The organism is Borrelia duttonii Ly (assembly GCF_000019685.1).
Classification (GTDB): domain Bacteria; phylum Spirochaetota; class Spirochaetia; order Borreliales; family Borreliaceae; genus Borrelia; species Borrelia duttonii.
In genome coordinates this window covers 17,322-31,021 of record NC_011262.1, presented here as the reverse complement: position 1 = coordinate 31,021, position 13,700 = coordinate 17,322, and the positions used below count along the sequence as shown (strand labels likewise).

Below are 13,700 nucleotides of genomic sequence, written 5' to 3'. Positions count from 1 at the left end.
ACTTACTGCTCCTATTGATGCACTTGCCGCTGCCGCATCTGTTTCTGTACCATCATTATTTTTACCACCAAATAACTTACCAATCGTTTTTTGCTGATCATCTTTGGTTTTAGTAGCTTCTGGATTACCCTCATCTTTCTTTAACACTACTCCAACTATCTCTTTAATTCCTTTAACTAGTGCATTTACACTTGTAGCATCTGCTGGTGCTGCATCCTGTCCAGCAGTAGGAGCACCGCCAATAGCATCATCACCAGTAGCCCCTTTAGCAGCTTCTTTTGCCCCTTCTGCAATCTTATCTAATATCCCAGTAATAAACTGCTCAACAACCGTTTTAACTTTTTCATAATTACCATTCTTCGCAACTTCTGTTTGCAATTTATTTTTAACAGATTCCATTGTTGCTGCAATATCAGTAAAATACTTCCCTATATCACTTTTCTTTGTTTCCGCTTTTATCCCCAACGTCCCTGTAATCATATCGCCAAAACCCACAAAAACATCTAAAAATCCTTTCCCTAAATTTACCATCTCACTCAAAAATACTTTCTCTGGATCTCTACCACCACTATTACATCCCATCATCACCATCATCATCACCATCACTATTATTACTCTTATTTTCCCCTCTTCTTTTTTTACTTGCATCCTACTTTTCCCTATAAAAACTAATAATCAACAAACAAATGAATAATGAAAAATAAATGATAACAAAATAATAGATATTTATTTGACATAATAAAAAAAAAGATACTAAGAATCTAAATCTTAGTATCTTACCGTTATAATTTTATTTATCTTATTTTATTATTTAGTCATATCACTACTATTAGACTATTGGTTTTTAGCACCAGAAGCATCCTTATCAGACACAACAGAAATAGCATTAGAATTAATTTTCATAGCATCCTTAACATTCTTAAGCCCCAAGTCTATTGTTTTTCTTATTGCCATTGTCAATGTATCTAACGCTTTAGTTACTGCACTTACTGCTGCTCCCTTAACCGCAGCTGAAACATCAACTTTAGCGGCATCACTAGGACCAGAAAATTTACCATTCTTAGCCATTGCTCGCAATACAATAGCACCTGCTATAGTTGCATCTTTAGCATTAGCTGCAGCAGCTATATTAGCAACAGCATCAGTATTTTTAGCTAACTTAGCAGCATTGCCTCCAACACCTATAGAAATAGCTTTTAATATGTCAGCACCGGTTACTGCCCCAACAGCCTTTGCTGCATCTTTCGCTGCTTTAGCTGCATCCCCAGCACCACCTGAATTATCACTAGCAAATAATTTACCTGCATCACCATCAGCACCACCAGCAGCAGCTCTAGCAGCACCTGCACTACCATCAGCATCTTTAACAGGACCTTTAACATCCCCTGCATCAGAATTTCCTTCTTTAAGTATCACTTCTACTATATTTTTAATTCCCTTTATTATATTATCAACTTCAGTACCAACAGCACCAGCATTCTGATCAGCAACATTACCAATTAATTCACTACCTTCTACTCCTATCGCCTCACTCGCTGTCTTTGCTCCTTCTATTATCTTATCTAGTTTACTCTCAACCAATGCTTTAACTGAACTCTCAGTAGCCTCAGCATTCGGATTCTTTTCTTCCTTCATCTCACTAACAATTTTATTAAGTCCATCCTTTATCCCTTGCACAGTACCCGCCACTGTCTTAAAATATTTCCCTACATCCGATTTCTTACTCTCAACACTCAACCCCAATACACTCCCTACCATATCCCCAAATGAAGTGAAAACATTCAAAAATTCATTACTTACATTAACTAAAGATTGCAAAAACTTATTCTTTCCTTGCTCTGCTTCCACCACACCACTATTACATCCCATCATCATCACTATCATCATCACCATTAATATCAATACTCTTACTTTCCCCTCTCCTTTTTTCTCTTTATTCATTCTTCTAGCCTCCTTATTTTTTATTTTTTTCTAGCTTATCTTTAAATGCAAAAACAAATAAATGAAGCTTTATATAACAAACACAATACCACAAATAAAAAAAGAGAGCTTTATTGCTCCCTTTACTAATACTTTTCTTTTTATCATTAGTTAAACTATATTCCAATATAAACATATTAATTCAGATATTAATTATCCTTAGCTCCAACTCCTTATCCTTCCTTAATCTCTCCCAATACCTTATTTATCTCTTTTCAAATCAGTACTATAAACAATCTCTAAGGTGATTCCATTGTGCAGGACGTCTTCTGCATCATTATTTATATAATTCCTAAAAAATATTGAATGTTTATATAATTCATAAGAATTGATTTTAGAATTGTGTTTCATTTTACCCCCAACCTATCAACCTTATTCAATATACAATAAATAATTATAAAAAATTGCAAAAAAAATTAAACTTATTCTTTACATAAAAGAAATATTTACTTATTTAAATCTACTTTATAAACAATGCATATAGCATAGATATTAATGCTAGAAATATTCCTACATTAATGGTAATAATGGTTCCAAACATCCAAGCATGTAATTTAAATGTTCCTTTAACATCTGATGCAAATTTATCTATCTTAGTATCAAGTTCCATTTTGTTCACTTCCATATCTTTTCTTACAAGAGAAATATCTGACTTTAATTCGTCCCTTACTTTGTCGATTTTGTTATCAAGTTCTTTAATATCTGATTTTAAGTTATTTTCAATAATATCTATTTTGTTATCAAGTTCTGTAAATTTAGTATCTATCTTAATATTTAAATTATTCTCTACGGTATCAATCTTAGTATCAAGTTCTCTAATCTCAGCCTTTAAACCACGCTCTAATATTTCCAGTTTAAGGTTAAAATTACTTTCTAAATATTGAAGATCTTTAGTAGTAAGCTCATTTTTATAATATCTATAAGATAAATCGTCTGCAATCTCTCTATTAATACCTGCTTTTACAAGCTCATTTAATACCATCTGCCTAGTAATTACAGGTTCCATTTGCATATACTCCATAAAGAATCTCCTTATATAATTATTATACAATAATTTATAAGCTAAATGAAAGTAAATTTAGTAAAATGTCGACTTCTATCACGATAATTTAAAGACATAATTAAATATGAAGCTGATAATGCATCAAGAGCATCATCATGACTTTTACCATCTCCATTATATGAATAAATATCACGAAATACAGAACGACTACTATAATCTAATAAATGCATCTTGTTATAAGTAAATGGTGTTAATAAAGAAACAATCCTTGCGTGTTTATTTGTTTTGGGTCTTGTTGGTGCAATTCTAAAGTAATTTTCCATATTGTCTCGAAGTCTAACATATTCACGTGTCAAAGCCCCAAATCCTTTAATATCATCTCTATCTTCAATATAAAGAGTATTAACATTAAATTCCCCATTATTACCTTTATTGTATTCATAACATATGGACCAACAGCTGGTTTTTGATCTTGAAATATAAATGCATAATACTTATCCGACACCTTCTCTAAAACACAAAGAGCAGTATTATATCCACCACTACTATATGCAGGATCTAAATAAGCTATAGGACTTTTAAATTCATAGTCTTTAATAAGATTAATATTGCTAAATATAGCATCATTATTTGCAACCCATTCTCCTAGTAGTACACTGGCTTTATATGTTGGAAAGTCTTTATAAATTTCTTCTTGGGTCTTTATAAATTCCTTTGAAATTGTCTCATTATCATATGTTATAAAATTATATATAACCTTACTTTATCACTACCATATAAATTAATTCTTAAAGAATCGATTTCAAAATATGACGTATTTGAATATTTGGGAACAAAAGGTATTTTAAGCATATTAGTAAGCTTTTCAAATTGACCTGTAACATTAATTTCTAATGCTTTCTGTGAGTTGCCTAATATAAAATTATTGATATATTTACCATAAAAATGCCTATTTTTTAAGTAAAGTTTTTAAGAATAAATAACAAGCCAAAAATGTTTTACCACCTGCAATCCCACCTGATAAAATAACTTCGTTTTGATTATTCTTTTCAATATCACGTAACACTTTACGTTGTTTTTTAGTCAACAACTTATTTTCAAAACTTTTAAAATCAACAACTACTGGTTTTGGTTTAATAAAAGACGCAATATCAATCCCAAATTTACGCTTATATTCCCTTTGCATAGACTTAAAAAGAGGTAGATCATATATATTCATAAAATAATCCTTTAAATTTTAAATTTAACTTGTGATTCAAAATCAGTTGCTTTTAATTTAAGCATAGCTTGATAATACAACTCCATTTTTTTAAGTTCTTTTGCTCGTTTAACTTCGTCAAGTTCACATAGCTTATTATTAAGATCTTGATCGTCTTCATTATTAATTCCTCCTTTCAGTCTTTCAATTTTGCTCTCTAATACCTTTATTTCGTTATTGTATGATTTAAATTCCAAATCTAAATAACTATTAAATGAAGCAATAAATTCTAATCCCAATCTATTTCTAGACATATGAAGCTGGCTTCTAATACTACCTGATTGTGCATTATGCTCTGATGCACAAATTAACACATTATTTAGAGTTTCTTCACTAATTGTTACTTTTGGATGTTCTTCTAAATTATTGCTTTCTCTAGACTCCCATCTACGCCTCATTTTACATACATTAGCACGATTTACACCCATCTCTTTACTAATTTGTGCATCACTAAGCTTTCCTCCATTAAAATACACAATATAATCATCAAATGATTTCTTTACTTTATTCATATCTCTTCAACCTTCTAAATTAACAAAAATCAATTCAGCTTAACATAAACTCTATAACAAAATAATAATTTTACAAAATCAAATAAAAAAAGACTATAAACATATACTCAAATAAAAATATAATGTATAATCCGTAGAACGAGGAGAATATTTTATGAATAAAAATAAAGGTATATTAATACTTTGCATTATATTATTTTTGTATGGTTGCAATTCAAATAAAAACCCAGTTAAAGTAAAGGGCGAAACTTCCCGAGTTACTAGATCTATAGATCAACATGATTCACAAAACACTTTAACTACTGAAGAAAAAAATAGATTTGAATCACTACAATATGCAATGAATACGGAAATAGAAGCTCATGAACAAACTTTAAAACGTAGAAAAACAAATCCCTCAGAACCCCTAAGCGAGCTGTCTGCAGGTATTATAAAAACATACAAAAGATTTATTAAATGGATTTCAGATGACTCAAATATAGAAAAACAAAGAGAGTTAAGTGACGCTTTTAAGAATGTATATAATTTTTTAGAACAAAAAAGAGAAAAACTTGCAAGTAAGCAGCATCCAGATATGAAACGATATATACAGGGTGCTTTTTATGATATTCAAGATAATGAATATAAAAAAAAACACCAATACGACCCTAATTTATATGGTGGTCCAAAAAATAAAAAATATAATCGTGTAAGAGAATTTTTTCATTCTATTAGATTAAACACAGTTGACATATACTATATAAATAACGACACTAGCAATGAAACAATATTGAAAAAAATGAAAGAAGAACTTCAAAATAAAGAAAGTGATACATATAAAGATTCATTGGCACTGTGGACAGACTAAAAATTAGTAACAAAATAAATTGTTAATCAAAAATAAGTAAACATTTAGCAACTACGATTTTGTAGTTGCTAACTATATAATAATCAAAGTAATTCATACAACACAACAATAATCGCTGTATATTTAAAATCAAAATATATATTAAAAATAAGGGGATTTTAAATGAAAATAATTAATTTTACTTTGATTTTATTACTATTAATGAATAGTTGTGAACAAGATAATAACATAAATAAAGCAATTAAAAGTAGAAATAAAAGAAACTTAAAACAACAAGTAGAAGCATAAAAAACACTTAAAGAAGTATTAAGAGAAAAGTTAAATGATAATCAAAAACAGGGTCTAGATTTTTTAAAATAAGCTTTGAGTAATGAATCTGAAATCAATAATATCAGCTCCACTTACTGCTCCTATTGACGCACTCGCTGCTGCTGCTACTGTCTCACCAGCATTATACTGTTTTTCAAATAATCCACCGATTGTCTTTTGTTGTTCTCCACCAGTTTTAGTGAAACCTGGATTTCCTTCATTATCTTTTAATACAACTCCAACAATTACCTTTATTCCTTTGACTAAAACATTTATTGCCTCCTTGCTAGCAGCAACTGCAGATTCATTTTTAACAGCATTCCCAACAGCATCTCCACCCAGTAGCACCACTAGCTGCATCCTTCGCTCCTTCTTCGATCTTACTTATCTTCCCAATAAATTCCTCTACCTTTTCTTTCACTTTAGGATAATTCCCATTCTATTCCAAAATCTTACTTAACTTCCCTTTTACTTCCTTCATTGTCTCTGCAATCTTACTAAAATACCCACCAATCTCACTTTTCTTTGTTTCCGCCTTTATCCCCCCAATGTCCCTGTAATCATATCGCCAAAACTTCATAAATACATCTAAAAATCCTCTCCCTAAATTTACCATCTCACTCAAAAACACTTTCTCTGGATCTCTACCCCCACTATTACATCCCATCACCATCACCACCACCAGCACCATTATTACCTTTACTATTCTTCTCACTCTCTTCTCCTTTCCTCTCTCTACTCAAACACTATATAAAATAAAAGATACTAAAAGCTTAACTCTCAGTATCTCTCCCTTACAACTTTATTTATCTTTTTCTACTCTTTAGTTATATAAATAATAAACCTGACTATTGATTTTGCCCACCAGAATCACTCTGCTCAGATGCCAAAGGAGTATCATTATTAATTTTCATTACGTTTTTTACTTCCTTAAGTCCCAAATCTATTGTTTTTCTTATTGCTACTGTTAATGTGTCTAATGCCTTAGTTACCGCACTTATTGCTGCTCCTTTAACTGCAGAAGTAATAACTCCTTCATTATCAGCAGCACTAGCATTAGCAAATTTACCACCTTTTGTCATTGCTCTCAATGCTATAGCTCCTGCTATAGTGCCATCTTTAGCTTTAGCCTTAGTAGCATTAGTAGCTGCATTAGAACCATTTTTAACTATAGCTTGTAATATATCAGCACCGGTTACTGCTCCAACTGCTTTTGCTGCATCAGCCGCTACTTTCTTAGCCTTGTCAGCAGAATCACCAGCATTATCTGAAGCAAACAATTTACCTGCTTCATTATCACCAGCAGCAGTTCTTTCAGTCTTACCATCTTCAGCTTTATTAGCATCCCCAGCCTCTGCATTTCCATCCCTAATTACTACATTTACAATACTCTTAATCCCCTTGACTAGACTATCAATTTCAAACCCAGCAACTCCTGCACCACCACCAGCAGCAGCAGGAGCTATATTACCAATTGGATCACCAGCATTACCAATTGCCTCACTTGCTACCTTTGCTCCCTCTATTATCTTATCAAGTGTATTCTCAACCAATGTTTTCACGGCAGTAGCAGTAGCCTCAGCATTTGGATTCTTTTCTTTCTTCATCTCACTAACAATTTTATTAAGTCCTGTTTTAACTCCCTCTACTGTACCCTGTACTGTCTTAAAATAATTCCCAACATCTGACTTCTTAGAATCCGCCTTCAATCCCAACACACTCCCTACCATTTCCCCAAATGATGTGAAAACATTCAAAAATTCATTACTTACATTAACTAATGACTGCAAATATTTATTCTTCCCTTCCTCTACTCCTCCTACTCCTCCACTATTACATCCCATCACTACCACAAACATCCTCATTATTATTCCTTTTACTACTCTTCTTACTCTCATCTTCCCTCCTCTCATTATCTCTCCTCTCTTTTCTCTATATCCTTCTATTTCACCTTTTATTTTTCCTTCTTTCATCTTCTTAGCCTCCTTGTTTTACTTATTTATTTTTTTTTATTTTTTCTTGTCTCTTCAGAAATTCACAAAAAACAAAAATTAATAAATAACGTTTCATAAAAATATTTATATAAAAATAAAAATTAACGTTTTACTTTGTTATCAATACGAAAACACAAAATTTTTAGTATTGAATTGTTTACATTTATAATATGTAATTATCTTTACAAGGTTATACATATAAAAAATAAGTTTTAACTTTTATTACGGAATACTTTGGCCATTTAAAAAAAATTAAACACAATCATCTATATTTTAATAACAATATAACATTAAATCTTATACAATAAACTGAATATTTTTCACTAGAATATTTTAATAAAACCAAAAATAATAAAATTAATCATATAAAACAATATATCTCTATTTAACACACTATAAAATAAAAGACACCAAGAAATTACTCCCAGTATCTTTATCTCTATTAACTTTATTTATTTTCTTCAAGATATTATTCTTGAATATCTTGGTATTTACATATTCAGTTATTTGACACAGCAGACTTAACCGTAAGTTCTCCTATTGATGCTTCTATTGCATCTATAGCAAGCTTTAACAATGCATCGATCGCCGTATTAAGCTTAATCAATTCAGCAACTCCTTTATCACCATCCGTTTTACCAATTCTATCTATAGCTTTCTTTGTATCATCATCAGAAGCATCTTTTTTACCAAGTTCAGCATTACCACTTTTCAACTTATCCAAGAATGCCTTACCTTCTGTTTCAACAGCAACAATCTTTCCTTTCAATTCATCAGAAATGTTATCTGTTGTTTCTAATCCTTTTAACTTAGTGTTTACAGCTGATATCACACTATGCACTCCTGCAATTAACGATCCATTTTGACCAGCTTCATCAGCAAGACTACCATTAGCATCAATCTTTTTGCCTATAGCTTTAGCCAACTCATCAACCGACTTAACTAAAACATGCACTTCCTTTACTTTCCCTGCAAACTCCACCGCATCCTTTATCCTTTTACTTACTCCCTTTAAATCTATTACACTCCCATCTCCCTTCTTTACTTGTCCCTCTTCTCCTCCTTCCTTTATTCCTCCTCCACTATTACATCCCATCATCACCATCATTATTATTACTCTTATTTTCCCCTCTACTTTTTTCTCTATCTCACTCTCTCTATTCCTCTCTTCCCTTTTATTTCTCCTTCTTTTACTTCTCTCTTCATTTTCTTCCCCTCCTTATTTTTTCTTTCTTTTTAGTTTTCTTACTAGCTTATTTATTAAGAATTAAAAGCAAAAAAATATGACTTATATAACACATACAATACTGCAAATAAAAAAAGAGAGCTTTATTGCTCCCTTTACTAATACTTTTCTTTTTATCATTAGTTAAACTATATTCCAATATAAACATATTAATTCAGATATTAATTATCCTTAGCTCCAACTCCTTATCCTTCCTTAATCTCTCCCAATACCTTATTTATCTCTTTTCAAATCAGTACTATAAACAATCTCTAAGATGATCCCATTGTACAGGACGTCTTCTGCTACATTATTTATATAATTCCTAAAAAATATTGAATGTCGGTTTAATTCATAAAAATTGATTTTAGCATTGTGTTTCATTTTACCTCCAACCTTTACAACCTTATTCAATATACAAAAAATAATTATAAAAAATTGCAAAAAAAAAATTAAACCTATTCTTTAGATAGAAGAAATATCAACTTATTTAAAGTTACTTTATAAACAATGCATATAGCATAGATATTAATGCTATAAATATTCCTACATTAATGGTAATAATAGTCCCAAACATCCAAGCATGTAATTTAAATGTTCCTTTAACCTCTGATGAAAATTTATCTATCTTAGTATCAAGTTCATTAAATTTAATATCTATCTTAGTATCAAGTTCCATTTTGTTCACTTCCATATCTTTTCTTACAAGAGAAATATCTGACTTTAATTCGTCCCTTACTTTGTCGATTTTGTTATCAAGTTCTTTAATATCTGATTTTAAGTTATTTTCAATAATATCTATTTTGTTATCAAGTTCATTAAATTTAGTATCAATCTTGTTATCAAGCTCTGTAAATTTAGTATCTATTTTGTTATTTAAGTTATTTTCAACATTATCTATCTTATTATCAAGGACATCTTTAACCTTTTCAATATCAGATCTTAAACCACGCTCTAATATTTCCAGTTTAAGATTAAAATTACTTTCTAAATATTGAAGATCTTTAGTAGTGAGCTCATTTTTATAATACCTATAAGATAAATCATCTGCAATCTCTTTATTAATACCCACTTTTACAAGCTCATTTAGTACCATCTGCCTAGTAATTACAGGTTCCATTTGTATATACTCCATAAAGAATCTCCTTATATAATTATTATATAATAATTTATAAGCTAAATGAAAGTAAATTTAGTAAAATGTCGACTTCTATCACGATAATTTAAAGATATAATTAAATATGCAGCTGATAATGCATCAAGAGCATCATCATGAACTTTGCCATCTCCATTATACGAACAAATATCACGAAATACAGAACGACTACTATAATCTAATAAATGAATCTTGTTATAAGTAAATGGTGTTAATAAAGAAACAATTCTTGCGTGTTTATTTGTTTTGGATCTTGTTGGTGCAATTCTAAAGTAATTTTCCATATTGTCTCGAAGTCTAACATATTCACGTGTTAAAGCCCCAGCTCCTTTAATATCATCTCTATCTTCAATATAAAGAGTATTAACATTTAAATTCCCTATTATTACCTTTATTGTATTCATAACATATGGATCAACAGCTGGTTTTTGCTCTTGAAATATAAATGCATAATACTTATCCAATACCTTCTCTAAAATACAAAAAGCAGTATTATCTCCACCACTACTATATGCAGGATCTAAATAAGCTATAGAACTTTTAAATTCATACTCTTTAAGGAGATTAATATTGCTAAATATAGCATCATTATTTGCAACCCATTCTCCTAGTAGAACACTGGCTTTATATGTTGGAAAGTCTTTATAAATTTCTTCTTGGATCTTTATAAATTCCTTTGAAATTATCTCATTATCATACGTCGTAAAATTATATGTAGAATATATTGTGTTATTATCAATATATTCTGTTTTAAAATAATGCCCTGGATGATCAGGACTAGTATCAAAAATAATAAACTCTGGTTTTATTCTTAGTCTTTTAAGAGCTTCTTTTAATGTCTCTTTATGAAGAGTTGTTGCTTCATTAAAATAAATAACAGAAGAATTCGATCCTCTAAATCTTTCAAAATCCCTTGCTTTATCACCACCATATAAATTAATTCTTAAAGAATCAAGTTCAAAATATGACGTATTTGAATATTTGAGAATAAAAGGTATTTTAAGCATATTAGCAAGATTTTCAAACTGTCTTGTAACATTAATTTCTAATGATTTCTGTGAGTTTCCTAATATAAAATTATTGGTATCTTTCTCATAAAGATGCCTATTTTTTAAGTAAAGTTTTTAAAATAAATAACAAGCCAAAAATGTTTTATCACTTGAAATTTCACCTGATAAAATAACTTTGTTTTGATTATTCTTTTCAATAGCACTTAACACTTTACGTTGTTTTTTAGTCAATAACTTTTTTTCAAAGCTTTTAAAATCAGCAACTACTGGTTTTGGTTTAATAAAAGACGCAATATCAATCCCAAATTCACGCTTATATTCCCTTTGCATCTTTTTAAAAAAAGGTAGATCATATATATTCACAACATAATCCTTTAAATTTTAAATTTAACTTGTGATTCAAAATCAGTTGCTTTTAATTTAAGCATAGCTTGGTAATACAATTCCATTTTTTTTAAGTTCTTTTGCTCGTTTGACTTCGTCAAGTTCACATAGCTTATTATTAAGATCTTGATCGTCTTCATTATTAATGCCTTCTTTTCAGTCTTTCAATTTTACGCTCTAACATCTTTATTTCTTGATTGTATGATTTAAGTTCCAAATCTAAATAACTATAAATGATGCAATAAATTCTAATCCCAATCTATTTCTAACCATATGAAGCTGGCTTTTAATACTGCTTGATTGTGCACTATGCTCAGATGCACGAATTAACACATTATTTAGTGTTTCTTCACTAATTGTTACTTTTGGATGTTCTTCTAAATTATTGCTTTCTCTAGACTCCCATCTACGCCTCATTTTACATACATTAGCACGACTTACACCCATCTCTTTACTAATCTTGTGCATCACTAAGCTTTCTTTCATTAAAATACACAATATAATCATCAAATGATTTCTTGACTTTATTCATATCTCTTCAACATTCTAAATTAACAAAAATTAATTCAGCTTAACATAAAGTCTATAACAAAATAATAATTTTACAAAATCAACTAAAAAAAACTATAAACATATACTCAAATAAAAATATAATGTATAATTCGTAGAACGAGGAGAATATTTCATGAATAAAAATAAAAGTATATTAATACTTTGCATTATATTATTTTTGTATGGTTGCAATGCAAATAAAACCCCAAGTCAAAGAATGCCTGACTCTGCACAAATTACTAAATCTCAAGATGACTTACTAAAACCTCAAGATCTAGAAAGCAAATCCCAAAAACATGCTCATATAACTTTAACTACTGAAGAAAAAATGAAATTCGAAATATTTATATATGCTCTTAATATATTTCAAAAAGATCGATTCGCATTTTACAACAGAATGAAACAAGATATAAGTCAAGAAGTGCAAAATTTATTCAAAAAATACGATGAATTTCGTTCTTGGATCTCAGATGATCAACATATACAAGAACAAAAAGAATTAAGTAAGGCATTTAATTACGCATATAATCGCATATTATATAATAAACTAAAAAGATCTGACAATGATCAGACCACTATGCAATACATCGAAGGAGCATTTTACTATTATTTATCTGATCAATATAAAGACAATCATCACTATGACGGCAGGCTGTATGGGAGTACAAACCCAGGTTTCCCTACTAACTATGTAAGCTTATTTTTTGACCATTTTATATCTAAAATAATTAAAAAATACGACACTAATGAAAAAATATTTCAAGCAATAAAAAACGAACTTGAAGATAAAAATAGTGAAATCTATGCAAAGACATTAAACATGTTGTCATAATAAAAATTACTAACAAAACAAATTATTAATTGAAGATAAGTAAACATTTAGCAACTACGATTTATTAGGTGCTAGTTATACAATAATCAAAGTAATTCATACAATATAAAAATAATCGCTATATATTTTATAAAATCACAAATTTATTAAAACTAAGGAGTTTTTATATGAAAATAACCAATTTTACTTTGATTTTATTACTACTAATGAGTAGTTGTGATCAAGAAAATAACACAAATAAAGGAATTAAAAGTAGCAACAAAAGAGACTTAGAACAACAAGTAGAAGCACAAAAAACACCTGAAGAAGATTTAAGAGAAAAATTAGATGACAATCAGAGAAAAGGTCTAGTTTTTTAAAAGAAGCTTTAAGTAATAGCGAATCTGAATTTAATAAATTTTTAAATGAAGAAGAATCTAAAATAAAAGAAGCTCTTGATCATATTCAATCAGAACTTGCAAAGTACACAGGAAATGAAGCAGTGCAACAAAAAGAAACATCTAAAGAAGTAGTAAAAGGTGCTTTGGAAGGTGGCTTAGATAATTTTAAAAATACTGCTGATAGCGCTTGCAATCAAAACGACCAATAGAACCATAAATCTACAAAATAAATTTCATAAACAGAATTTAAAATGCAGA

General features: G+C 29.5%; 15 protein-coding genes and 4 pseudogenes. 5 read left to right on the top strand and 14 right to left on the bottom strand.

The window, feature by feature from the left end; translation table 11 throughout:
• The 6 genes and pseudogenes from BDU_RS07295 to BDU_RS07275 all read right to left on the bottom strand — a co-directional run.
• Window positions 1-648: variable large family protein (locus BDU_RS07295; RefSeq protein ID WP_041177965.1), on the bottom strand; the 648-nt coding region annotated here is incomplete at its 3' end.
• Window positions 649-834: 186 nt separating this feature from the next.
• Window positions 835-1,941: a variable large family protein gene (locus tag BDU_RS07290; RefSeq protein WP_012539551.1), complete on the bottom strand. Its 1,107-nt coding sequence runs from the start codon at window positions 1,939-1,941 to the stop codon at window positions 835-837.
• Window positions 1,942-2,181: 240 nt separating this feature from the next.
• Complete coding sequence (locus BDU_RS08400; RefSeq protein ID WP_158298605.1) at window positions 2,182-2,331, bottom strand: hypothetical protein; 150 nt, start codon at window positions 2,329-2,331, stop codon at window positions 2,182-2,184.
• Between the two features lie 109 nt (window positions 2,332-2,440).
• Window positions 2,441-3,001 carry a Bdr family repetitive protein gene (gene bdr / locus BDU_RS08980; RefSeq protein WP_012539550.1) on the bottom strand — a complete coding sequence of 187 codons (561 nt, stop codon included), beginning with the start codon at window positions 2,999-3,001 and terminating at the stop codon, window positions 2,441-2,443.
• Between the two features lie 41 nt (window positions 3,002-3,042).
• Window positions 3,043-4,202, bottom strand: a pseudogene (locus tag BDU_RS07280) (phage terminase large subunit family protein).
• Window positions 4,203-4,213: 11 nt separating this feature from the next.
• A complete protein-coding gene (locus tag BDU_RS07275) occupies window positions 4,214-4,753 on the bottom strand; it encodes a DUF603 domain-containing protein (protein ID WP_012539549.1) in 540 nt (179 codons plus the stop codon).
• A gap of 154 nt (window positions 4,754-4,907) precedes the next feature.
• Between BDU_RS07275 and BDU_RS07640 the strand changes: the two genes are divergently transcribed.
• Window positions 4,908-5,600 carry an Mlp family lipoprotein gene (locus BDU_RS07640; RefSeq protein WP_012539548.1) on the top strand — a complete coding sequence of 231 codons (693 nt, stop codon included), beginning with the start codon at window positions 4,908-4,910 and terminating at the stop codon, window positions 5,598-5,600.
• A gap of 162 nt (window positions 5,601-5,762) precedes the next feature.
• Window positions 5,763-5,888, top strand: coding sequence for a hypothetical protein (locus BDU_RS08975; protein WP_318250839.1), 126 nt, complete (start codon window positions 5,763-5,765; stop codon window positions 5,886-5,888).
• A 96-nt stretch (window positions 5,889-5,984) separates the two neighbouring features.
• Here BDU_RS08975 and BDU_RS07955 read toward each other — a convergent pair.
• The 8 genes and pseudogenes from BDU_RS07955 to BDU_RS08960 form a co-directional block, all read right to left on the bottom strand.
• Window positions 5,985-6,600: pseudogene (locus BDU_RS07955) on the bottom strand (variable large family protein); the annotation flags it as partial.
• Window positions 6,601-6,757: 157 nt separating this feature from the next.
• Window positions 6,758-7,822 (bottom strand): variable large family protein, encoded by a 1,065-nt coding sequence (locus BDU_RS07255; RefSeq protein ID WP_049752316.1) that lies wholly within the window; start codon window positions 7,820-7,822, stop codon window positions 6,758-6,760.
• 580 nt (window positions 7,823-8,402) lie between these two features.
• Entirely contained in the window at window positions 8,403-9,011 is a 609-nt protein-coding gene (locus tag BDU_RS07250; RefSeq protein WP_012539546.1) for a Vsp/OspC family lipoprotein, read from the bottom strand.
• A 351-nt stretch (window positions 9,012-9,362) separates the two neighbouring features.
• Window positions 9,363-9,512, bottom strand: a complete 150-nt coding sequence (locus BDU_RS08185) for a hypothetical protein (RefSeq protein ID WP_318250872.1) — start codon at window positions 9,510-9,512, stop codon at window positions 9,363-9,365.
• Between the two features lie 112 nt (window positions 9,513-9,624).
• Window positions 9,625-10,263: a Bdr family repetitive protein gene (gene bdr, locus BDU_RS08970; RefSeq protein WP_012539778.1), complete on the bottom strand. Its 639-nt coding sequence runs from the start codon at window positions 10,261-10,263 to the stop codon at window positions 9,625-9,627.
• Between the two features lie 41 nt (window positions 10,264-10,304).
• Window positions 10,305-11,657 (bottom strand): annotated as a pseudogene (locus tag BDU_RS07240) (PBSX family phage terminase large subunit).
• 240 nt (window positions 11,658-11,897) lie between these two features.
• Window positions 11,898-12,146, bottom strand: a complete 249-nt coding sequence (locus BDU_RS08965) for a DUF603 domain-containing protein (protein ID WP_318250871.1) — start codon at window positions 12,144-12,146, stop codon at window positions 11,898-11,900.
• On the bottom strand, window positions 12,133-12,210 hold the full coding sequence (locus tag BDU_RS08960) for a DUF603 domain-containing protein (RefSeq protein WP_318250870.1): 78 nt from the start codon (window positions 12,208-12,210) through the stop codon (window positions 12,133-12,135). Before BDU_RS08960 ends, BDU_RS08965 begins: the two co-directional genes overlap by 14 nt.
• 153 nt (window positions 12,211-12,363) lie before the next feature.
• Between BDU_RS08960 and BDU_RS07230 the strand changes: the two genes are divergently transcribed.
• From BDU_RS07230 to BDU_RS08950, 3 genes and pseudogenes are all read left to right on the top strand, one after another.
• Entirely contained in the window at window positions 12,364-13,062 is a 699-nt protein-coding gene (locus BDU_RS07230) for a hypothetical protein (RefSeq protein ID WP_012539777.1), read from the top strand.
• A gap of 167 nt (window positions 13,063-13,229) precedes the next feature.
• A complete protein-coding gene (locus BDU_RS08955; protein ID WP_318250867.1) occupies window positions 13,230-13,421 on the top strand; it encodes a hypothetical protein in 192 nt (63 codons plus the stop codon).
• Between the two features lie 53 nt (window positions 13,422-13,474).
• Window positions 13,475-13,651, top strand: a pseudogene (locus tag BDU_RS08950) (Mlp family lipoprotein); the annotation flags it as partial.
• Window positions 13,652-13,700: the final 49 nt, after the last annotated feature.